The following is a 21,649-nucleotide window of genomic DNA, read 5'->3' as shown; positions in this document are numbered from 1 at the left end:
GAAATCGCTTGCGCTATCGCGACACAACTTCTGATCACACGGCGGGATTGAAGTGCACCGATGGCGTTACGGCCTTCGTCCGACTAGCGTCAGACCCATGCGCGTGGCGATGATGACCAGGGAATATCCACCAGAAGTGTACGGCGGCGCCGGAGTCCACGTCACCGAATTGGTGCGCCATCTGCGCCACCTCGCCACGGTCGACGTGCACTGCATGGGCGCTCCGCGTGAGACCGCTCAGGTCCACGGAGTCGACCCCGGCCTCCAAGGCGCCAACGCGGCGATCACCACACTGTCGTCGGATCTACGGATGGCGGTGGCCGCCGAAGGCGCGTCGGTCGCGCATTCACACACCTGGTACACCGGGCTCGCCGGCCACCTCGCCGCGCAGCTGCACGGGATACCCCATGTGCTGACCGCACATTCACTCGAACCCCGCAGACCCTGGAAAGCCGAGCAACTCGGCGGTGGGTACCGCGTGTCGAGCTGGGTGGAGAAGAACGCCGTCGAATACGCAGATGCCGTGATCGCGGTCAGTTCGGGTATGCGGATCGATGTGTGTGATGCCTATCCGCGCCTCGACCCGGACAAGGTGCATGTTGTCCGCAACGGCATCGACACCCACACGTGGCACCCGGTGGACGCCGACTCGACGTCGGTCCTGACCGACATCGGCGTCGATCCGTCACGCCCCATCGCGGTGTTCGTCGGTCGCATCACCCGGCAGAAGGGTGTTCGCCACCTGATCGCCGCAGCCCACCACATGGACCCCGATCTGCAACTGGTGCTGTGTGCCGGCGCACCCGACACCCCTGAGATCGGTGCGGAGATCGCCGAAGCCGTGGAGCACCTGTCCGCCGCCCGCTCGGGGGTGTTCTGGGTGCGCGAGATGTTGCCCACCGAGAAGGTGCGGGAAATTCTCTCGGCTGCAACCGTATTCATCTGCCCGTCGATCTACGAGCCTCTGGGAATCGTCAACTTGGAAGCCATGGCATGCGGAACCGCGGTGGTGGCCTCGGACGTCGGTGGCATCCCCGAGGTGGTCCGAGACGAGGTCACCGGCCTACTGGTGCATTACAGCGAAGACAACACCCGCGATTTCGAACACGATCTCGCCGCGGCGGTGAATCGGGTGGTCGCAGACCCGGTTCAGGCCGCCGCCATGGGTGCAGCCGGCCGCGAACGCGCCATTGCCGAATTCTCATGGGACTCGATCGCCGAGCAGACGCTCTCGATCTACGAAACCGTCTGCGCCACAGGCTGATACACCTGAACGGTTGTCGACACCGTCACGGACAGCGGGTCGGGCAGACCGGAGAGCTTCGCGGCGACATCGCCTGTTGTCAGATGAAATGCGGACGGACCCATGAGGACCACATCGGCTATCTCCGAGTGCGACAGGGCAACCGAGTACTCGACCAGGGTGCGTTCGATGCGGACGAAGGTGCCCGCCATGCTGTTGCCGATCCGCTCGGATTTGTCCTTGTCCACCCCGATCATGCCCACGGCATCTACCAGTTCGCGCAGGTGGCGAGGTGTCGGGGTCACCACCACCAGCTTGCCGTCGGCCCTGAGCACTCGCGCGAACTCGGGTATGTTGCGTGGCGAGAACACCGACAACGCAAGGTCGATCACCTGATCGGCGATGGGAAAGGGTTGCCAGCCATCAGCGACGACGGCACCGATCTCCCCGGGCAGCCGACCGAGTTGCCGCGCCGCGATCTTCGAGAGATCGATGCCGACGCCGCGCCCGCCCGACGCATCGACCGCGGCCGACAGGTAGTGCCCGGTACCCGCGCCCACATCGAGAATCGTTGCGCCAGGCGCGCACTGATCGCGTACCGCGGAGAGAATCGGGTCGTAGAAACCCGCGTTCAAGAATCTTGTTCTGGCACCGAGCATCTCGGCGGTGTCCGAACGAAAACTGCTCCCCCCGCCCCCGAGCAGGCTGACGTATCCCTGCTTCGAGATGTCAAAACTATGGCCGCCGGTGCACCAGAGAGTGCGGTCAGCGCACTCGAATGGTGCCCGGCACACCGGACAACACAAGAGATCGACCACTGCAGAAAGCATGGTCGATCGTCTCCTTGTTGTTGCTGCGTGTCACCGGATCAGGCGGTCACCCCACGCAGTTCTTCACCCAATGCCGCTGCCTCGTCCGAGGTCAGCTCGACAACCAGTCGGCCGCCACCCTCGATGGGGATGCGTACAACGATTCCTCGCCCTTCCTTGGTTGCTTCAAGGGGACCGTCCCCGGTCCGTGGCTTCATCGCCGCCATCTCTGCTCCCTTCAGATTCGCTGCCGCAGTCGGCGTCGAAGTCTGATCTTATTCGGTCGGTGCCAATATCCGTTGACACCGCGCGGTTATACGCTGGTCGGCTTCTATAGTACGGACTACTGACGGGTTATTCTGCCTCTTGCGCTGGGCTTTCGACCTCGTCACGAGCCTGGAGCCGGTAAAGCGCCGACCTGAGTTCATCGATTTCCCTGGCGAGCTTCTCCAGGGCCCAGTCCACTTCGCCCGCTTTGTAGCCGCGGGTCACCTGCGCGAACCGCAGGGACCGGATGTCGTCACCGGTGATCCCGGCGCGCGGCAGCCGCGTCAGTGTGGTGCCCGGTTCAAGGGGCGGAAGGTCTTCCGACCGCCCGAACACCACCCAGACAACGGCGAACACGACACCGATCACGGCGATCATGATCAGCAGGTAGAGCAGTAACGTCAGCACCCATCCACTATGACACCCGCTCGGCGTCCTCGAACGTCATCTCCAGGTGGCCGACCGACGATGTCATCAATGCCCGACGTCCCAGCTTCAGGCTTCGCAGCTCATCGGCGATCGGATGCGAACCCAGCTGCAGATCGGCGCCGCCGATGCGGGTGCGGGTGTTCTTGGTGTTGTTCAGCACCCAAGGGGTCTCCCTGGTGACCCCGTCGAGATGCGAGTAGGCACGCAAGACCGTGGTGGCGCCGGAATCGGGAACCTTGATGCCCGGCCGCACCGTCAACGCAGCGATCATCTGTCCGCCCTCGCTGACCACTCCCCGCTTTGTGGCGCTGCGATGGTCGACATCGAAGTCGGCCAGTGTCTTGGGAAAGCCCCAGATACCCCGGCCCGCAGCAAGAGTGAACTCGCCGTCCACGGGAAGCCGATGCACGAGCGCACGTGCGCGCCCGGCAGCCAGATCCCTCAGATTCGAAACGATCGACGCGCCACGGCGTTCCCGATCACCGACGAGCAGGCACACTCCGAACTCGTTGTAGGGACCGAGATCTCCATCCACATAGTCGACGAATACGAGCATGCACATCGCCCGGCCCGGGCGCACCTGCATCACCTGCAGCCCTGTCTGGTCGATCGCGGCCTGCGCCGCTGACGCCGAGGCGGTGAACCCGGCAACAAAGCAACTCGCATCACGGACCCGTACCGGCATCTGCACCTCGGCGCCCAACACCTGATGTGCGGTGGTCATGACCTTGCCTCCTCTGTGTTCTCGACTGCTCCGTCACTCTCCGTGTGGACGACTCCGCGCAAGCCCTCGGCTCCGAACAACGGCTCGAGCATGGAACTGAAGTCGGGACCACGCCGCAGCATCTGGCCCCCGTCCACATTGATGACCTGCCCGGTGATCCAAGACGATTCGTCACCGAGCAGGAACCGCGCCAGCGCGGCGATGTCCTCCACCTCGCCGACACGAGGCAGCGGGGTGCTCACCCGGTAGTCCTCGCTCAGCGTCGGATCGTCCACGATCATGCCCACCAATTCGGTGCGGGTCAGGCCCGGCCGGATCCCGTTGACGCGAACGTTGCTGGCGCCCAACTCGTCTGCGGCCAGCGCAACGAGGTGATCGACGCCCGACTTGGTGACGCCGTACGCCCCGAACCATCGGTGCGTGTTGCTCGCCGCGATCGACGAGATGGCCACGATCGACCCGCCGCCGGCCCGCACAAGCTCGCGCCCGCCGTGCTTGATGGTGAACATCGTGCCGTTCAGGTTGAGGTCGATGGTGCGTTTCCACGCAGCGGTGTCCATCTGGGTGATCGGGCCGATGGTCTCGCTACCGCCGGCGCACGCGACGATTCCGTCCAGGCGCCCGGTGAGAGCCGTGGCCGCGGCCACCGCTTCCGCGACCCGATCCTCGTCGGTGATGTCACCCGCATGAGCGTGCACCGAACCCCCCACCAATGCTGCGTTGAACTTGTCGGCCGTCTCGCCGAGGCGCTCGGCGTTGCGACCGACAATCGTCACCTTGGCCCCCTGCTCGGCGAGTGCACCGGCGATTCCCGCGCCGATCCCGCTGCCGCCACCCGTGACCAGAACGGACTTACCCGTCATCGAACCTGACATCGACCAACTCCCCGAAGTGTGAACGGACACCTTGCTAGAACATGTTCTAGTTACGGTAGCCGACCGGGGCGCTGCATATGCAAAGACGATCCACCTGCTCGGCAGGTGGATCGTCCTTGGTGCTGTGGTGACGGTTGGGTCGACCGTTACGAGGCGCGGCGCGCTCGCGTGGTGGCCATCGGCCGCAAGGTGTTCATCGCGGGCCGATCAGCGAGGTAGACATCGGTGGTCTTCGGTGTGAAGGTGCCGTCGGGCTGGATCTTGAACTGGGTGAGCCCCACACCCGAGTCCTCGATGCCGCACCGGCCCATCAGTGTGCCGACGATCTGGCGGCTCATCACCCCGAGCTCCACGAGAGGGCGGTTCCGGTGGGTGCGCACGCCCAGGTTGACCTGGCCGATGCCGGCCATCCCGTAGCGGTCGTAGGTGTCGACGAGCAACCCGATCTCCACTCCGTAACCGGGGGCGAAAGGAACGGCGCACAACAATTCCCGGGTACCGGCGTATTCGCCTCCGAGAGGTTGCAGCACCGCGGTGAGATCAGGCTTGAAGGACGCGAGCAGCGGCCTGGCAACCAGTTCGGTGACTCGGCCGCCTCCGTTTGCGTCCTCACCCTGACCCGTACGGAGCGGGCGTCGATAGAAGCCCTTCACCAGTTGGATGTCCTCGTTGATCAACAGCGGTCCGAGTAGTTTCGGCACGAACATCGGATCGGGATCGATGAGATCGGAGTCGACAAAAGCGATGAGATCGCCGGTGGTGGCGGCGAGCGAACGCCACAGGACTTCACCTTTACCGCGAACCGGCTCCACCTCGGGAACCGCCTCTTCACGGGTGATCACCTGGGCGCCGGCCGCGCGAGCCCGCTCGGCGGTGGCGTCGGTCGAGCCCGAGTCGAGCACGACGAGTTCATCGACCAGGGTGCCGACGAGTGGACGGATCGAGGCGATCACATCCGCGACGGTGTCTTCCTCGTTCAGCGCCGGCAGGACCACCGACACCGTGCGGCCGCGTTTTGCGGCCACCAACTCCTCGACAGACCAGTCTGGTCGGTCCCAGCTGTGATCGGCGGCCCACTCGGCCTGCGGCGAATCTTCGGGCGCGGACGCGATGGGCGTCCAGACGCGGTCGGACTTTCCAGTGACGTGTTTTCCAGCGGTCATGCCAAACCCCTTACTGTTCGGGCAGGTGGTCTGGTCCCGGCTATTGCGGCAACCATCTCGACCACCCTTCGTGTGGCGGCAACCTCGTGAACGCGAAACACTCGTGCTCCCGCCGAAGCGGCAAGTGCTGTCGCGGCCAGTGTCCCCTCCAGCCGATCTTCCAGGCCTACCCCTAGAGTCTCCCCTACAAAATCCTTGTTGCTCAGTGCCATCAGCACTGGCCAGCCGGTATTAACCAGAACGTTCACCTGGCGTAACAAAGCCAACCCGTGATGGGTGTTCTTCCCGAAGTCATGCGTCGGATCGATGACAATCGAATCACCGCGCACACCTGCGGCAGCCGCCCGGTCGGCAGCTTTGGTCACCTCCGCAAGCACGTCGGCCACCACGTCCGGGTACCGAACCCTGTGGGGGCGGGTACGCGGTACGGCTCCCCCGGTGTGCGAACAAACGATGCCCGCCGACATCTCGGCGGCCACCGAGACCAGGTCTGGATCGGCCCCTGCCCACGTGTCGTTGATCAGATCCGCCCCGGCGTCCACTGCTCTGCGGGCCACGTCGGCGCGCCATGTGTCGACGCTGATGATGAGATCCGGGTGCCGATCACGGATCCACTCGACCATCGGCAACACCCGGTCGATTTCTTCTGCGGCGTCGACCTCGGCACCGGGACCCGCCTTCACCCCGCCGATGTCGACTATGTCGGCACCCTCGGCGACGACCTGCTCGACTCGGGACTTCGCGCCATCGTCGGAGAAGCTGGACCCACGGTCGTAGAACGAATCCGGTGTCCGGTTGACGATCGCCATGACCAACGCACGATCCGTGGCGACCGCACGGCCACAGAGGGTCGGCGACACCGGCGCATACGCCGGCCACGCGTCAGGCCTCACGGTCTGCGCGCTCGGGATCGGCTTATCCGCGGGGGACTTTGGCTCCGGCAACGTCATCGGGGTAATCATCGTAGAACTCGATGTACCCGTCCTCGCTACCGGTCAAAACATAGAGTGCATCGTCGCCGACGTCCGCGTAACCCTGATCGCGCAGCTCGACCTTCCGGTTCTTGAACGTCGATGTCTGCTCGAGCTGATCAACGACCCGGAGGAACAGCGGGACCGCGTACTGGGGCAGCTCGTCGTACAGGTGTTTCGCGAGCGCCTTCGGATCCAGGTCGGCGCCCTCGCGGACGGTCACCGAGGCCATTCCGGCCTTGCCGTCACTGCCCGGCACCTCCACGCCGTAGACCACGGCCTGATCGATAGTGTCAACGCCTGCGAGAGCACCCTCGACCTCGGTGGTCGCGACGTTCTCGCCTTTCCAGCGGAACGTGTCACCGAGCCGGTCGACAAAGGCGATGTGCGACATACCGAGATCGCGCACGAGGTCACCGGAGTTGAACCACCGGTCACCGTCCTTGAACGCGTCGGAGATGATCTTCTTGTTGGACGCCTCTTCATCGGTGTAGCCGTCGAAGGGCACTCGATCGGAGATCTCCGAGATGAGCAGTCCCGCTTCACCTTTCGAGACCTTTGTCAGGCGGCCGTCGCCGTTGCGTTTCGGGTCGCCCGTCTCGTGGTCGTACTCGACGACCTTGTACGGCAGCGGGCAGAACCCGGCGGTGCGGGTCAGGTTGAACACGTTGATGAATGCCAGGTTGAGCTCGGAGGCGCCGTAGAACTCGACCACCCGCTCGATGCCGAAGCGTTGGGTGAACTTCTCCCAGATCTCGGCCCGCATGCCGTTGCCGACGATCACCTTGACACCGTGGCTGCGGTCGGTCGGCTTCTCGGGCTGGGCCATCAGGTACCGGCAGAGTTCGCCGATGTAGCAGAACGCCGTGGCCCGGTTCTGGATCACGTCGTCCCAGAAGCGGGACGCCGAGAACGACTTGCCGATGGCGAGGCATGCGCCCGACGCCAGCACCGACGACAGCGCAACTGTCAGCGCATTGTTGTGGTAGAGCGGCAGCGCCGAATACATGGTGTCGCTGTGGCGAAGCCGCACCCCCATGCCGCCGATGCCGTCCATGCTGGTCATCCAGCGGTAGTGCGACATGATGCTGGCCTTCGGCATCCCGGTGGTGCCGGAGGTGAAAATGTAGAATGCCTTGGTCTTTGCGGGAAGCCCGGCGGTGACCGCAGGATTCTCCTCGCTCAGACCTTCGGTGGCCTCGTTGAGCTCATCGAAATCAACTGTGACCGAGGGCAGCGCGTGATCGTCGTCGAGCGATTCGAGGGCCTCGCGAACCTCCGGGTCGACCACGAGAACGGTGGCCTCGAGGATCCCGAGACTGTGGGTGAGCACCTTCCCACGCTGGTTGTAGTTCAGCATCCCCGCCACCGCGCCGAGCTTCACCGCGGCGATCATCACCAGGAGCGTCTGGGGATGGTTCTTCGCGAGTACGCCTACGACATCGCCCTGTCCCACACCGTTCTTGCTGAAGAAATCGGCATAGCGGTTGATCCGGCGATTGGCCTCCCCGTAGGTGATGGAATTGCCCTCGAACCGGATGAAAGGCCGCTCGGGGTGTTTGGCCACCAGCGAGTTGAACACCGACCCGATCGTCGACTCCGCCGACGGCCTGCGAAGGATCAGCCCCGGTGCGTGCCTGACGATGCCGGGTACATCCGGCACCATCGCAAGCGCGCCCTTCGCAACGTCGAGAAGTCCAACACTTGTCCGGGATTCACTTGCCACCTGAGCTCCGATGCTTGTCCGTTGTGCCCCCAAACGAGCTCCGTAGAGCTCCGCACGGCACGTTCGCGATGAGGTTACCGATATTCACAGATAAATATTGCACGCTGCCAAAGCGTCGCGGACCGACTTGGTGACGACAAGCCGATCGAGTGCATACGTGGAGACGAACCCGGTTGCCGTCAGGTCGCGCAACCACCGCACGAGCGGGTCGTAATGTCCTCCGGGATCGAGCAGGACCACGGGCTTGTCGTGCATGCCGAGGTAGCCGGCCGTCCACGTCTCGAACAGTTCTTCGAGTGTCCCGATACCTCCGGGCAGGGTGATGAACGCATCGGCCCGGTCGTCCATCTGCTGCTTGCGCTCACGCATGGTGTCGGTGACGACGAGTTCATCGGCGTCGGTGTCCGCGACTTCGCGGTGCACCAGCGCTTTGGGGATGATCCCTACGGTGTGGCCACCGGCGTCGCGGGTCGCCTGCGCCACCGCACCCATCATGGACACGTTGCCACCCCCGGACACCAGCGTGTTCCCGGTGCTGCCGATGGCGGTGCCGAGCTCGGCCGCCAGCTGCAGGTACTCGTCAGGCACCGGTCCGGACGCGCAATACACGCAGATCGCACTCATGATTTGGCCTGCCGCTGGCGCGATTCGTTTACGATCGCAACTGCTTCGGTCACCGAATCGGTCACCTGCAGGAGCTCGATGTCCGCCTCGGACACCAGGCCCTCACTGGCCATCGTCGTACGGACCCAGGCCAGGAGCGGTTCCCAGAAGTCCTTGCCCAACAGGACGATCGGAAACTGGACCACTTTGCGGGTCTGCACCAGGGTGAGAGCCTCGAAGAGTTCGTCGAGCGTTCCGAAGCCGCCGGGCAAGCAGATGAAAGCCTGCGCATACTTTACGAACATGGTCTTACGGACGAAGAAGTACCGGAAATTGATGCCGAGGTCGACCCATTCGTTCAGGTTCTGCTCGAACGGCAGCTCGATGCCGAGCCCGATGGAGTAACCACCGTTCTCGCAGGCGCCGCGGTTGACCGCTTCCATCAGGCCGGGTCCGCCGCCGGTGATCACCGGATATCCCGCGTCGGCCAGCGCCGCACCCAGCTCGCGGCCCAATTCGTAGAACGGGGAACCCGGTTGCACGCGGGCCGAACCGAACACGGTCACTGCGGACGAGACCGTCGAGAGGGTGTCGAAACCCTCGACGAATTCGGACTGGATGCGCAGCACCCTCCACGGGTCACGTGCGGAATCGGGTGATCGCAGCAGGCGCTGGTCCGTGGTCTGAACAGGCTTGTCGTGATCCTCGCGGATCCGGGCCGCCCCGCGATAGCTGAGTCGGGTGTCTCGGTCGGGTGTTGACATGCCACGACGCTAGCAACGGTCGGCAGATGTCGGCCCCCGAGCAGGCGGTCAGGCGGTGAGATATCGCCGAAGAACGTCGGTCACCTCGGCGATCTGCGAGGTGGGCACCCGTTCATCGCGTTTGTGCGCGAGATTCGGGTCTCCCGGCCCGAAATTGACCGCCGGGATCCCGAGCGCCGAGAATCGGGACACGTCAGTCCAGCCGTACTTGGCCCGGAACTGCCCGCCTGCCGCGTCGACCAGGGCCGCGGCCGCCGGATGCCCCAGTCCGGGAAGCGCTCCCGCCGCCGAGTCCGTCACTTCGAAGGTCACTGCGCCGGAGGCGATCTCGTCCTCGAACAGCTGGCGGACATGGTCGGCCGCCTGCTCCACCGACCGGTCCGGCGCGAACCGGAAGTTCACGTCGACGCTCGCCACGTCTGGCACGACGTTTCCTGCGACACCGCCCTCGATGCGCACGGCCGAGAGACCTTCCCGGTATTCGCACCCGTCGATGTCCACTCGGCGCGCCTGGTAGGCGGCCAGGGTCTGGAGCACCGAACCCAGCTTGTGGATCGCGTTGTCGCCCAGCCAGGAGCGAGCCGAATGGGCACGCACACCTGCGGTGCTCAGCCTCACCCGCAGGGTGCCCTGGCAACCCGCCTCGATCTGACCTGCGGTGGGCTCACCCAATATGGCGACGTCTCCGGCGAGCCACTGCGGCAACTCGCGCTCGATGACACCGAGTCCGTTGTATTTAGCGGCGATCTCTTCGCAGTCGTAGAAGATCAGGGTCAGATCGCAGTTCGGGTCGTCGAGTGTGGCGGCGAGGTGCAGGAAAATTGCGTCGCCGGACTTCATGTCGACGGTGCCGCATCCGTGGAGCACATCACCGTCACTGCCTGCCTTCTCACGGCGACTCGGGACGTTGTCGGCGATGGGGACGGTGTCGAGGTGACCGGCGAGCACCACTCGACGGGGCTTACCGCGATCGGTGCGGGCGAGCACCCGGTTGCCGTGGCGCAGCACCTCGAAACCGGAGGTCTGCTCGCGTATCGCGATCTCCACGGCATCCGCGATCGCGGCTTCGTCATGACTGACACTGGGGATGTCGACGAGCGCTGCCGTCAGGTCGATCGGGTCGGCGCGCAGGTCAAGGGCCGGGATACTCACGTCGTTCACCGTAGTCGCCCACCGCTCCCCCGCACGAGTTGTCAGAGTTGTCCAAAACATTCATGACCGATGCCCGGGCACGCACATACGTTGACGCTCATGAAAACGCCGAAGCCGATCCTCAATGCGCTGTCCATCGTGGTCGAAGACATGGCCGCGACCGTCGTCGATCCTGATGGGAACAGCGTCGACTTCTACGCCCCCTCGACCTGACCACGCGCGAAATGGGTCGGGGCCTTCCCTGTGACCGCCCGGACCTCGCGGAACATGTGCGCGTAGTCGGCGTACCCGGTCGAGTGGGCCACCTGTGTGAGCGGGGCCCCGGCCCGTAGGCCATCCAGCGCAGAATCCACCCGTAGGATCCGCGCGAGCGCCTTCGCGCCGTATCCGTAGTGGTGCCGCGACCATCGCTGGAGTTGACGAGGGCTCACGCTCACCTCGTCGGCGACCCGGCTCACCGGCTGACCATCCGCCAACAGTGCCGTTGCCGGACGGAGCCATCGCGGGGGCGGCCTCCGGGCGAGGCTGTCGGCGGCACATCTCTGTAGTACTGCTGCAGGATCCGCGGCGGATGCCACCTGTTCGGTGAGCAGGCGTGCCGCCCGGCCCGGCCACACATCGTCGAGCGCGACCCTACTGTTGATCAGTTCGTCTGCGGCACAACCGAAGACGACCGGGGCAATACCCGGCTCGAATCGCAAAGCGGTCATGTCTGCCGTGCGCGATCCCTCCACGACGACGGGTCCGGTGTCCGGTCCGGCGATCATCAGGTCTGTGCCCGTCCATATCAGGTCCATGCACCCATCCGGCAATATCTCGGTGGGACCTGCCGGGCCGCTGCGCCACCAGATCGTCGCGGGCACCAGCGACGACTGGCGTTCGCGGTAGGTGACGTATTCGGACACACTCTCGATTGTCCTGCGTGAAGTTGCTCCGCGTAAACTCATGACCCGTGACCAACGCATCTGGAGCCTCAGCCATCGGCATCGCCACCATGACCGATGACGGGGCGGTCCTCGACACCTGGTATCCCTCGCCCGAACTCACCGAGGTGACCGAATCCGGTACGACTCTCCTCGAAGGCGACGAGGTACCCGCCGACCTCGCCTCTCTCGTGGGCAGCGACACCGCCCGCGGTGTGCGAACCGTGGCGGTCCGCACCTCGATCGTGCTGGCCGATGCACCAGCGGACGCCCACGACGCATACCTGCGACTGCACCTGCTCTCACATCGACTCGTCGTTCCCCACGGTGCAAACATGGACGGGGTCTTCGGGAAGCTGTCGAATGTGGTGTGGACCAATTTCGGCCCGTGTGCCGTCGAGGGCTTCGAGCTCACCCGCGCCAAGCTCAGGGTCCGTGGCCAGGTCACTGTCTACGGCATTGACAAGTTCCCCAGGATGGTCGATTACGTTGTGCCGAGCGGAGTCCGGATCGCAGACGCCGGCCGCGTACGCCTCGGCGCGCATCTTGCCGAGGGAACCACGGTGATGCACGAGGGCTTCGTGAACTTCAACGCCGGAACACTCGGACAGTCGATGATCGAGGGCCGGATCTCGGCCGGGGTCATCGTCGGTGACGGGTCGGACGTCGGTGGTGGTGCGTCGACGATGGGCACCCTGTCCGGCGGCGGCAAAGAGATCATCTCTCTCGGCAAGCGTTGCCTGCTGGGGGCCAACTCCGGGTGCGGTATCGCGCTCGGAGACGACTGCGTGATCGAAGCGGGCCTCTACGTGACCGCGGGCACCAAGGTCACCGGACCTGACGGCACCGTGGTCAAGGCGCGGGAGTTGTCGGGCAAGAGCAACATCTTGTTCCGTCGCAACAGCACTACCGGCGCCGTGGAAGTGACCCCGTGGAAGGGCGACGGGATCGAACTGAACGCCGCACTTCACGCGAACTGACGCCCAGATGGTGGTGGGACGGAGTCGACGGTCAGTCGCCTCCGCCACCACCACACCCTGAGCCACAGGAGCTTCCGGAACTGCAAGAACTCCCCGAACTGCACGATCCTGAACTGCTGCACGAGCTGCTCGAGCTGCAGTTGTGTTGGTGCCCCGATCCGCAGCTGTAGTTGTACCCACGCCCCCGGCCAGGAGCCCGATACCGATCGGCCGATCTGGACGAGCGGGAACCGACCACAGCGATGAGGGCGATCAGCGCCCCGCCGGCCAAACACGCGCCGATCACGATCAGAATTGTCATCACCTCGCCCTTCTAACCGCTGCTCCCGCAGCCACCGCCAGAGGTATGAACAGTGCGTTCATGACAACCCCTCCTCGTCGACAACTCTTGGACGCGACCCTGACAGATGCCATGTCGCCGAACCCATTCCGATCACCAGTTCACGACGTCCGCGGTAGCGCACCCAAGCGATCCGACGGACCCCTGCGTACACCTTTTCGACCGCAAGCCAATCCGCTGCCTCGGGGTCCAGATCTTCGCGACGCTCGAGCCACAACGTGAAAGCGGCCACGTCATCATGCGCGCACCCACGAAGGGAGTTCTCTCTACCGAACTGACCGAACCGCGAACGCCAGCGCGGGAGCGCTTCGAGTTGCGGGCCTGCACGCAGCGCCGCCGAAGCTCGCTTCCCGACCAGGATGTCGCTCGTCAGCATCGATCCGACGCGGTCGAAGCCGGCGGGGACCCGGCCTGCGAGTAGGTCACCCACCACCTCGCGTTGACGGGCGGCGAGCGCCGCGCGTTCTCGGTCAAGCGCAGTGGTCGACTTCACGGACCCGGCCTTCCTCGATCGCGGCGTCGATCGCGCGCAAGCCCGGCAACACCGTCTCGGGTCTGATATCCGTGTCACGTTCGAGCATGATCCCGGGAACCCGGACCCGCGCCCGGTGGCATCCCGCCACGAACTGCGTGAGCAACGTCGTCACATCGTCCACCATCGGATCGCCATGGGTGTCCACATATCGACCTTGGCGATAACGCCCGCCTGCGGTGTGCACGTAGGCGATGTGCGACAACGGGAATCGCAGCAACTGTTGTAGCGGATCAGTCCCCTGCGCGACGGCGCTCGAGAAGAGGTTGGCCACGTCCAGGACCAACTGTGCCCCTGTGCGCCGGACGATCTCGGCGAGATAGTCGGGTTCGTCGAACTCATCCTCCGGCCAGGCGATCAGCGCCGCGATGTTCTCCAGTGCCAGCGGTAGACCCACTGCGTCTTGGGCGCGGGAGACGTTGTCGCACAGGACTGTCAACGCCGCGCGTGTTCGGGGAGGCGGCAACAGATGACCGGCTTCCAGGACGTCGCCATGAAGAGGATCGGGCGAGTCGGCGGCCCTGACGAACGCGATGTGCTCGCTGACCACCGGCGACTCGAGTTCACGTGCGAGTTCGGCCAGTCGGCGCAAACGCCCCGGGTCGGGTACATCGGCTCCGGCGAGGCCCAGGCTGACACCGTGCGCCACGATCGTCACTCCTCGGGCGCGCAGATCGATCACTCCGTCCGGCAACGCGCCGGGCGTCATGTTCTCGGCGACCACCTCGGTGAAGCGCAGAGACCCCGCATCCGCGAGATCGCCCAGCAGGTCGGAGATCGGGGCACGCCACGCGATCGATGATCCGGTCAGCTGTGTGCTCATCACGCCTCCTCACCCGGTTCACGAGTGGACGGCGCCGGCCATTCGAATCCCTTGTAGCGGTAGCTGTTTCGACAATCGATCCAGCTGGTTGATCACAGCTTCGCCCAAAGTCGCCGAAATGGGGTAACGGAACGGTCTCAGATTGGCTACAGGTGATATATCTGCAGGTCAGGATGCCAGGCGGGTGGCCGCAGCCGTAATCCGTTCGTCGGTGGCGGTCAGCGCGAACCGTACATGGCGCACGCCACGCGGGCCGTAGAAATCGCCTGGGGCGACGAGGATGCCGCGCTCGGCAAGCCAGTCGACGGTGTCTCGGCACGGCTCGTCCCGGGTCGCCCACAGATACAGACCTGCGGCCGATTCATCGATCCGCAGCCCGGCGCTGCGAACGGCCGCCGCAAGAGTCTCGCGGCGGGCGCGGTAACGTTCCCGCTGGGCGTCCACGTGATGGTCGTCGCCGAGCGCTGCGGCCATCGCCGCCTGCATCGCGTACGGGACCATCAGGCCCGCATGTTTGCGCACGGCCAGCAGCTCCCCGATCAGCGCCGGGTCGCCGGCGAGGAAACCAGCGCGGTAGCTCGCGAGGTTCGACGTCTTGGACAACGAATGGACCGCCAGCAGACCGGTCAGATCACCGTCGGTGACCCGGGGGTCGAGGATCGACAGCGGCTCGTCGTCCCACGCCAGGCCCAGGTAGCACTCGTCCGACACCACGATCGTCCCGCGCTCGCGCGCCCACTGGACGACCTTGCGGAGGTGCTCGAGCCCGAGGACCTTCCCGGTGGGGTTCGACGGCGAGTTCAGGTACAGGAGAGCAGGCGAACTCGGTCCGAGCTGCGTGAGCGAATCAGCGCGAACCGGCTCCGCACCGGCAAGCAGGGCACCGACTTCATATGTGGGATAAGCGATTTCGGGAATCACCACTTGATCGCCCGGTCCGATACCCAGGGTCGACGGCAGACCGGCGATGACCTCTTTGGTGCCGATCACCGGCAAGATCATGGTCTCGTCGAGACCGGGAACCGCGTGCCGACGCGCAAGAGCGGCCACCGCGGCGCTGCGGACCTCGAGTGTCCCGATGGTCACCGGGTAGCCGGGAAAACCCGACGCCTCGGCCAGTGCCGACCGGATCAGCGGATCAACCGGGTCCACCGGCGTTCCCACGGAGAGATCGACGATGCCGTCGCGATGCTCCGTCGCCCGGGCCTTCGCGGCCGCGAGGGTGTCCCAGGGGAAATCCGGAAGCCGCCTGGAAACCGGTTCGCGGCCACGCACCACTGTCATCGGGCAGTCAGTCCTCGGTGTTCATCGGAGGCAGCGCTTTGACGAACGGCGAGTCGTACGCGACCTTCCCCACCTTGCTGGCACCGCCAGGCGAACCGAGATCATCGAAGAAGTCGACGTTGGCGTTGACATACGGTTCCCACTCGTCCGGCACATCGTCTTCGTAGAAGATGGCCTCCACCGGGCACACCGGCTCACAGGCACCACAGTCGACACATTCGTCGGGCTGGATGTAGAGCATCCGTTCGCCCTCATAGATGCAGTCGACAGGGCATTCCTCGACGCATGCCTTGTCCAACACATCAACGCAAGGCTCAGCGATGATATAGGTCACCGACCACCCTCCTCGTCTTCGCTACTCGCGCGTGGGCTGCACGCGCTCAAAAGCGGGCACGCCCTCCACCACAAAAAAGGACGGCAGACTGCCCGCTTGTCGCCTCCTAGTATCCGCGTTGCACATATCAAGTCAAAACCGGGTGAGGCAAGGTGGCCTTTCTACCCGTCAGTCGGGGCCTCGATTGAAATCACGACGGTCCTAACCCTGTGCACTCCGGCGGGCGCAATCCATCCTGGGTGACGTGACCGTGCGCCAGATGCCCCTGTGGAACCGAATGTGTTGTCGCTGACCCAGCGACCACGCACCATTCGACCTTTCCCAGGAGCACCTGTCATGACCTCCACACTGAACCGTCCGCTCTCCACCGCCGCACTACCCACCCACCACCTCCCGACACGGCTGCGACCGGCCGATCTGCTGCGGCTGACCGACCAGAGCGCGAGTGACGTACTCGACGGCCGCCACGACGACCTGCTCCCCAAGTACTGGGACCGGGAAAACCGGTGGGCAACACGTCTGCACTATGACGACGATGTTGACATCTGGCTGATCAGCTGGACACCCGACGAATCAACCGACCTGCACGACCATGCCGGTTCGTTGGGCGCGCTCACTGTGCTGTCGGGCGCACTGACCGAATACCGGTGGACCGGATCCACTCTCCGGGCACGCACTCTCGACGAAGGCGACCAGGCCTCGTTCCCGCTGGGCTGGGTCCACGACGTGGTCCGCAGCCCCACCCGCGAGGTGACCAGCGCGCCGACGCTCAGCGTGCACGCGTACTCACCACCGTTGACCGCGATGTCCTACTACGAAGTCACCGACTCGCAGTCACTTCGCCGGACCAAGACCGTACTCACCGATGGCGGGGCAGCATGAGTTCGCAGTCGCTTCGCCGGACCAAGACCGTACTCACCGACGGTGGGGCAGCATGAGTTCTGTGGCAACACGTCTGACGATCGATGAAATGCTGGCCCGTGCGCGGGAGGGCCTGGTGCGCCTGGAAGCGGCGGACGTGCCGATCGCCGTCGAACAGGGTGGAGTGCTCGTCGACATCCGGCCCGCAGCCCAACGCGCCGCCGAGGGCGAAGTGGACGGTGCCCTCATCATCGAACGCAACGTTCTCGAATGGCGACTCGATCCCACTTCCGACGCCCGCATCACCCAAGCGGTCGACCATGAAGTCCAGTGGATCGTGCTGTGCTCGCAGGGATACACGTCGAGCCTGGCCGCCGCGTCGCTGCAGGAACTCGGCCTCCACCGGGCCACCGACGTGGTCGGAGGATTCGAGGCACTCGTCGAATCCGGGCTGGCCGAGCCTGCCCGTTGACTCGCGGTCAGCTGTTGTGCTGGATCTTCTCCACCGCGGAGTCCGTGGCCCGACGAAGGGCGGAGTGCTCGCCGATGAAATCGGCCACGGCGCCGATGACCGGCAGGGCACCCAGCATCCGCCAGGGTTGACGCGGCGATGGACGACGACCCAATTCACCGACGATGGCACGTGATGTGGCCAGCCTGTCCCACACCGAGGCGTGACCTTCGTCTGCGGACCCATTGCGCAGCAACGCACGCGAATCCAGTTTCCGGCGGCAGAGCACGTGGGCGAGCAGGTCGGTCTGCGCATGACGGTCGTCGATGCCGTATGCCCGTGCGACCGCGCACAGCACGACCGCTTGCTGCACGAATCCGGCGATCACCTGGATCGGCAGCCGATTAGCGATCACGCCGAACACCCCGGGATAGGCCACCAGGGCCGTAGTCACTGTTCCCATACGGCTGACCCACCAGTCTCGGCGCTGATCAGCGGTCCAGCTCTCCCATTTCGCCGTCCCCGGGAAGCCGGAAGCATCGGTGACCTTGACGAGTGAGTCGTCCAACGCCGCAATCAATTTCGCGATTCCCTCGGCGGGCACCTCTGACGCCGAGATGGCCTGCTGTTCGGGTCCCCGGAACGTTCTGTGCTTGATCCCCAGGGGATCGAGGTGCTCCACCGCCCCGAGGGCGGGATCGATCAACTCGGTGGCCGTGTACAACAACCGGGCGACCTCGTGATCACTCAGGTGCTTCGCCGGTGGCAGCGGTAACTTCATGCGGCACTCTCTTTTCGGACGCCGGCGACGATTCGCTCCTGCGCTGGTCGGCCGATTGCTCCAGCGATGGACCGCATCTCTGCGGGTGTCCACGCGAAGCCATGATGCGACCCGGTTGATCGCGCGATGGTCTCCTCGATTGCCGTCCGCCCCAGATCGCTTGCGCCACTTTGCAGCATCAACTGCGCATCCGCCACCCCGAGACCGCGCAGACTGGTTCCGATCGTCGAAATCCGACCGTGCAACATCACACGCGACAGAGCGTGCACTGCCCGACTGTCGCGGATCGTCGGTTTGGTGGCATCCACAGACGGGGCGGGGGCTCCGGCGTGTGAGAACGGAAGCGGCACGAAGTCGATGAATCCCTCGGTGCGGTCGAACATCTCGCGCACCAGGCCCAACTCACGTACCCAGTCGGACGGACCGTCCCCGTGGCCGTAGACCACGGTCGCGGTGGAACGCAGCCCCAACTCATGGGCCACCGAGAGCGCACTTGTCCCCATGATGAGTCCCGCTGCGCCACCGATGTGGTCGAGGCCCGCGTCACGCAGTTCGGCCAGGAGCGTGTGGGCCACCGGCCCGCTCGCACGGACCGCGACGCCGACCGTCTCGGGGACCAGGAGGCTCACGTGCATGAACGGCACCCGCGACTTGATGGCGCGGATGTACTCACAGCACTCTGCGGCGGTGGCGTTGGCGTCGGTTCGAATGCACACCTCATCCACCCCGGCGATCGATGCTTCCCAGGCCCGGTCGGCGACCTCCTCGGCCGACAGAGCCGAGTGGGTGGAGGTCGCACAGTATCGGCAGCCGGGTTCGCACACGGACACGGTGTTGATGATGCGGCTGGAAACGTAGGTGACGTCGTCGCCGACAGTCTGTCGACGTAGCGAATCAGCCAGCGCGACAAGAGCATCGAGATCCTCGCCGTCGGCGTGCGCCAAGGTCAGGTAGTCGTCGGGACTGCAGCCGGCCGGGTCGGCGTGAGCACGGTCCAATGCCGCGCCGAAGTCCGGCACACCCCGAGCCGGGGCTCGGCCCGCCTCGCGGACCACACCCCAAGACCGGCCGCTCGGACGGATGTCGGCGGCCAGGCCGGTCGTCGGATCCGCCACCGCCTGCACGTGGCCCGCGACAGCCGGATCGATCCACGGCGCGCCTTGCAGGACGTAACGCGGCTGCGCAGTGACGCGCTCGGTGAGGGTGTAGCCCGTGGCGGCGGTGATCTCGGCCAGGGATTCCAGATTGGGCCAGGGCCGTTCGGGATTGACGTGGTCGGGCGTCAACGGCGACACACCACCCCAGTCGTCGACGCCCGCCGAGACCAGAGCCGCACACTCGGCAGGAGAGACCAGATTCGGCGGGGCCTGGATTCGCATCCGCGGTCCGAGCACGATGCGCGCCACCGCGACTGCCGCCAGGAACTCCTCGAACTCGGCGTCGGCGACCCCGCGCATCGCGGTGTCGGGCTTGGCCCGGAAGTTCTGGACGATGACCTCTTGGATATTGCCAAAGATGTTGTGTATCTTGCCGATCTCGATCAAGGAGTCGGCACGCTCGGCGAAACTCTCCCCGATTCCGACGAGGATCCCCGTGGTGAACGGTATGGACATCCGGCCGGCGTCGACAAGTACCCGCTTGCGGATCTCAGGGTCCTTGTCCGGACTGCCGTAGTGACAGTTCCCCCGGTCCGTGAAGAGACGCCGTGCCGTGGTCTCGAGCATCATGCCCATCGATGGGGCGACCGGCTTGAGCCGCGACATCTCTGCGGCACTCATCACCCCGGGATTGAGGTGGGGCAGCAGGCCGGTCTCTTCCAGAACCCGTACCGCAGCGGCACGGACATAGTCGAGGGTGGAGCTGTAGCCGCGTTCGTCGAGCCACTGCTGCGCTTCAGGCCACCGGTCTTCAGGCCGGTCCCCCAAGGTGAACAGTGCTTCTTTGCAACCCAATTCAGCGCCCTGCCGGGCGATCTCGACAACCTGGTCGAGTTCGAGGAACATGCCGTGGCCCGCGCGGCTGAGTTTGCCCGGCACCGTGACGAAGGTGCAGTAGTGGCAGCGATCGCGGCACAAGCGTGTGAGCGGGATGAAAACCTTGCGCGAGTAGGTGATCTGGCGGTCGCGTCCTTCTTCTGCGAGCCCGACGTCACGCAGGTCGGCGGCGATGCGACACAACTGCTGCAGCTCATGGCCGCGCACTGCAAGCAACGTGGTGGCCTGGTCCGGGCTGAGGGCGCCTTCGCGGGCTTGCTGCAACGCGTTTTGTACCGCTGCAGACACCTGCCCGTCCGTCTGCGCCTCTGAGGTCAGCTGGTCTGGGGTCACCATCAGATAATGCTCCCCCGCTGCCCGATCATTCCCTGGCCCCCGCGACCGGGGTGGCCTTGCCGGTGTCGGCGGCGGGCAACAGTCCGGCGTACGACACGAATGCGGGAACTCCCACACCCAGCCCCAGCAGGGCGAATGCTCGCCAGTCCTGAGGCATCAGAGCATCACCCCCGGGGCCACTTGCGGTGGCCACGAAGAAGGCGAGACCGAACGCGATGAGAGCACCGAACCGTCCCGTGCTCTCGGTGAGCGTCGCGCAACACCACAGCAGCACACAGTTCGCAGCTGCCGCCACCACGGCGCTGATCGGAACCTGTACGGTGCCGATGGTCAGCTGGAGGAACGCCACCGAGGCGATCCCGACCAGGAATCCGTCCAGCCAGAGGAAAACCAGCAGAGCCCTGCGCATCACAGCCCCCCGAACAGGTCCGGCTCACGGCCTCCCGGCCCCGTAGGCCCCTTGACCCCGGACACCAAGATGTAGTGTTCCTCGGCGAAGATGGGCTGAATGATGTTGTTGGACAACGCGTACTCGGTACCCGACGCTGACACAGTGACCTGTGTCGCATGAGCGGCCAGTGCCCGGACCTTGTGGTCGTACACCTCTCGCACGTCGATGGCCGTCGTGACCTCGGCATCAGGATGACTGGGCAGCTCTCCCGCCAGCGGCATCCGCCAGCCCGAAGGCACCCGCGTCTGCGCAGAGGCCAGCCCATCGGCAAGCGCCGATTCCTCGGTCACCGTCCAGTAGTGCTTGCTCACCGTCCACGGCCCGGTCTCCGACGCTGCCGCGAGCTCGATGGCCCGGGCGCAGATCGCATGCACCTGGATGTGGTCGGGATGTCCGTAGCTGCCCACCGGGTCGTAACCGACGAGGACCTGCGGACGCGTCTGACAGATCAGCTCGGCCAAGACCTCGGCCGGTACGGTCCCGGCGCCGATGAACGCCCGCGGGTGGTCGTTCGACGGCGCCCCTGCCATACCTGAATCACGCCACCGGCCGGCGCCGCCCAGGAACACCGGTGCGAGGGATTCGGCCGCCGGAACGCTCAGCTCCGCCAGGGCCCGGGTCAGTTCGCTGATCCGGTAGCCCCCGAGCTGATCGGCACCGCCGTCTGCGGCCAGACCACTCCACTGTTCCCCGATCACCTCTCCCTCCTCACCCAGCGTGCAGGTGACGACGGTGACCTCGGCTCCGTCGGCCAGGTACTTCGCGATTGTGCCGCCGGTGGTGATGGTCTCGTCGTCGGGATGGGCGTGCACGAACAGCAAACGGTTCAAGGT

24 protein-coding genes are annotated in these 21,649 nt (G+C 65.2%); 4 read left to right on the top strand and 20 right to left on the bottom strand.

Annotation, left to right across the window (positions count from 1 at the left end; all coding sequences use genetic code 11):
• Positions 1 to 97 precede the first annotated feature (97 nt).
• Positions 98 to 1,264: a glycogen synthase gene (glgA, locus tag W823_RS55515; RefSeq protein ID WP_023963304.1), complete on the top strand. Its 1,167-nt coding sequence runs from the start codon at positions 98 to 100 to the stop codon at positions 1,262 to 1,264.
• On the opposite strand, the gene W823_RS55510 is transcribed toward glgA, so the two are convergent.
• From W823_RS55510 to W823_RS55460, 12 genes are all read right to left on the bottom strand, one after another.
• Complete coding sequence (locus tag W823_RS55510; protein WP_023963303.1) at positions 1,237 to 2,073, bottom strand: putative RNA methyltransferase; 837 nt, start codon at positions 2,071 to 2,073, stop codon at positions 1,237 to 1,239. The genes glgA and W823_RS55510 overlap by 28 nt on opposite strands.
• Before the next feature lie 38 nt (positions 2,074 to 2,111).
• Complete coding sequence (locus tag W823_RS57590) at positions 2,112 to 2,279, bottom strand: DUF3117 domain-containing protein (protein WP_023963302.1); 168 nt, start codon at positions 2,277 to 2,279, stop codon at positions 2,112 to 2,114.
• Positions 2,280 to 2,406: 127 nt separating this feature from the next.
• Positions 2,407 to 2,727 (bottom strand): DivIVA domain-containing protein, encoded by a 321-nt coding sequence (locus W823_RS55505; protein ID WP_023963301.1) that lies wholly within the window; start codon positions 2,725 to 2,727, stop codon positions 2,407 to 2,409.
• Positions 2,728 to 2,734: 7 nt separating this feature from the next.
• Positions 2,735 to 3,472 carry an acetoacetate decarboxylase family protein gene (locus W823_RS55500; protein ID WP_023963300.1) on the bottom strand — a complete coding sequence of 246 codons (738 nt, stop codon included), beginning with the start codon at positions 3,470 to 3,472 and terminating at the stop codon, positions 2,735 to 2,737.
• Complete coding sequence (locus tag W823_RS55495) at positions 3,469 to 4,347, bottom strand: SDR family oxidoreductase (RefSeq protein WP_038254725.1); 879 nt, start codon at positions 4,345 to 4,347, stop codon at positions 3,469 to 3,471. The genes W823_RS55500 and W823_RS55495 overlap by 4 nt, the downstream gene beginning before the upstream one ends.
• 146 nt (positions 4,348 to 4,493) lie before the next feature.
• On the bottom strand, positions 4,494 to 5,510 hold the full coding sequence (locus W823_RS55490) for a glucosyl-3-phosphoglycerate synthase (RefSeq protein WP_023963298.1): 1,017 nt from the start codon (positions 5,508 to 5,510) through the stop codon (positions 4,494 to 4,496).
• Positions 5,507 to 6,319 carry a dihydropteroate synthase gene (gene folP, locus W823_RS55485; protein ID WP_051406728.1) on the bottom strand — a complete coding sequence of 271 codons (813 nt, stop codon included), beginning with the start codon at positions 6,317 to 6,319 and terminating at the stop codon, positions 5,507 to 5,509. The genes W823_RS55490 and folP overlap by 4 nt, the downstream gene beginning before the upstream one ends.
• Positions 6,320 to 6,425: 106 nt before the next feature.
• The gene (locus W823_RS55480) at positions 6,426 to 8,147 is read right to left on the bottom strand and encodes a long-chain-acyl-CoA synthetase (protein ID WP_235189693.1); all 1,722 of its coding nucleotides are present in this window, start codon (positions 8,145 to 8,147) and stop codon (positions 6,426 to 6,428) included.
• Between the two features lie 144 nt (positions 8,148 to 8,291).
• Entirely contained in the window at positions 8,292 to 8,831 is a 540-nt protein-coding gene (locus W823_RS55475; RefSeq protein ID WP_023963295.1) for a TIGR00730 family Rossman fold protein, read from the bottom strand.
• Entirely contained in the window at positions 8,828 to 9,574 is a 747-nt protein-coding gene (locus tag W823_RS55470; RefSeq protein ID WP_023963294.1) for a TIGR00730 family Rossman fold protein, read from the bottom strand. The genes W823_RS55475 and W823_RS55470 overlap by 4 nt, the downstream gene beginning before the upstream one ends.
• 48 nt (positions 9,575 to 9,622) lie before the next feature.
• Positions 9,623 to 10,726 (bottom strand): succinyl-diaminopimelate desuccinylase, encoded by a 1,104-nt coding sequence (gene dapE / locus W823_RS55465; RefSeq protein ID WP_031333664.1) that lies wholly within the window; start codon positions 10,724 to 10,726, stop codon positions 9,623 to 9,625.
• Between the two features lie 194 nt (positions 10,727 to 10,920).
• The gene (locus W823_RS55460; protein WP_023963291.1) at positions 10,921 to 11,631 is read right to left on the bottom strand and encodes a helix-turn-helix domain-containing protein; all 711 of its coding nucleotides are present in this window, start codon (positions 11,629 to 11,631) and stop codon (positions 10,921 to 10,923) included.
• A 47-nt stretch (positions 11,632 to 11,678) separates the two neighbouring features.
• Between W823_RS55460 and dapD the strand changes: the two genes are divergently transcribed.
• Positions 11,679 to 12,629 (top strand): 2,3,4,5-tetrahydropyridine-2,6-dicarboxylate N-succinyltransferase, encoded by a 951-nt coding sequence (dapD, locus tag W823_RS55455; RefSeq protein ID WP_023963290.1) that lies wholly within the window; start codon positions 11,679 to 11,681, stop codon positions 12,627 to 12,629.
• Positions 12,630 to 12,988: 359 nt separating this feature from the next.
• Here dapD and W823_RS56970 read toward each other — a convergent pair whose 3' ends face one another.
• The 4 genes from W823_RS56970 to fdxA all read right to left on the bottom strand — a co-directional run bounded on the left by W823_RS56970 (position 12,989) and on the right by fdxA (position 15,942).
• A complete protein-coding gene (locus W823_RS56970) occupies positions 12,989 to 13,462 on the bottom strand; it encodes a hypothetical protein (protein WP_023963288.1) in 474 nt (157 codons plus the stop codon).
• Complete coding sequence (locus tag W823_RS55445; protein ID WP_023963287.1) at positions 13,440 to 14,324, bottom strand: DUF692 family multinuclear iron-containing protein; 885 nt, start codon at positions 14,322 to 14,324, stop codon at positions 13,440 to 13,442. The genes W823_RS56970 and W823_RS55445 overlap by 23 nt, the downstream gene beginning before the upstream one ends.
• 168 nt (positions 14,325 to 14,492) lie before the next feature.
• Complete coding sequence (gene dapC / locus W823_RS55440; RefSeq protein ID WP_023963286.1) at positions 14,493 to 15,608, bottom strand: succinyldiaminopimelate transaminase; 1,116 nt, start codon at positions 15,606 to 15,608, stop codon at positions 14,493 to 14,495.
• 7 nt (positions 15,609 to 15,615) lie between these two features.
• Positions 15,616 to 15,942, bottom strand: a complete 327-nt coding sequence (gene fdxA, locus W823_RS55435) for a ferredoxin (RefSeq protein ID WP_023963285.1) — start codon at positions 15,940 to 15,942, stop codon at positions 15,616 to 15,618.
• Positions 15,943 to 16,278: 336 nt separating this feature from the next.
• Here fdxA and W823_RS55430 point away from each other — a divergent pair, with 336 nt between their 5' ends.
• Together W823_RS55430 and W823_RS55425 are read left to right on the top strand one after the other, a co-directional pair.
• Positions 16,279 to 16,824, top strand: a complete 546-nt coding sequence (locus W823_RS55430; RefSeq protein ID WP_023963284.1) for a cysteine dioxygenase family protein — start codon at positions 16,279 to 16,281, stop codon at positions 16,822 to 16,824.
• Positions 16,825 to 16,876: 52 nt separating this feature from the next.
• Positions 16,877 to 17,275, top strand: coding sequence for a rhodanese-like domain-containing protein (locus W823_RS55425; protein ID WP_031333662.1), 399 nt, complete (start codon positions 16,877 to 16,879; stop codon positions 17,273 to 17,275).
• A 7-nt stretch (positions 17,276 to 17,282) separates the two neighbouring features.
• Here W823_RS55425 and W823_RS55420 read toward each other — a convergent pair whose 3' ends face one another.
• The 4 genes from W823_RS55420 to mshB are packed head-to-tail and all read right to left on the bottom strand — an operon-like array spanning position 17,283 to position 21,646.
• Positions 17,283 to 18,035, bottom strand: a complete 753-nt coding sequence (locus W823_RS55420; protein ID WP_023963282.1) for a hypothetical protein — start codon at positions 18,033 to 18,035, stop codon at positions 17,283 to 17,285.
• Positions 18,032 to 20,365, bottom strand: a complete 2,334-nt coding sequence (gene cofG, locus W823_RS55415) for a 7,8-didemethyl-8-hydroxy-5-deazariboflavin synthase CofG (RefSeq protein WP_023963281.1) — start codon at positions 20,363 to 20,365, stop codon at positions 18,032 to 18,034. Before cofG ends, W823_RS55420 begins: the two co-directional genes overlap by 4 nt.
• A gap of 25 nt (positions 20,366 to 20,390) precedes the next feature.
• Positions 20,391 to 20,774 carry a hypothetical protein gene (locus W823_RS55410; protein WP_023963280.1) on the bottom strand — a complete coding sequence of 128 codons (384 nt, stop codon included), beginning with the start codon at positions 20,772 to 20,774 and terminating at the stop codon, positions 20,391 to 20,393.
• The gene (gene mshB, locus W823_RS55405; RefSeq protein WP_031333660.1) at positions 20,774 to 21,646 is read right to left on the bottom strand and encodes an N-acetyl-1-D-myo-inositol-2-amino-2-deoxy-alpha-D-glucopyranoside deacetylase; all 873 of its coding nucleotides are present in this window, start codon (positions 21,644 to 21,646) and stop codon (positions 20,774 to 20,776) included. Before mshB ends, W823_RS55410 begins: the two co-directional genes overlap by 1 nt.
• Between the last annotated feature and the right edge of the window lie 3 nt (positions 21,647 to 21,649).

Source organism: Williamsia sp. D3 (assembly GCF_000506245.1).
Lineage (GTDB): Bacteria > Actinomycetota > Actinomycetes > Mycobacteriales > Mycobacteriaceae > Williamsia > Williamsia muralis.
Note: the sequence above shows the minus strand (reverse complement) of the source record. Positions and strands in the feature narration are given on the sequence as shown.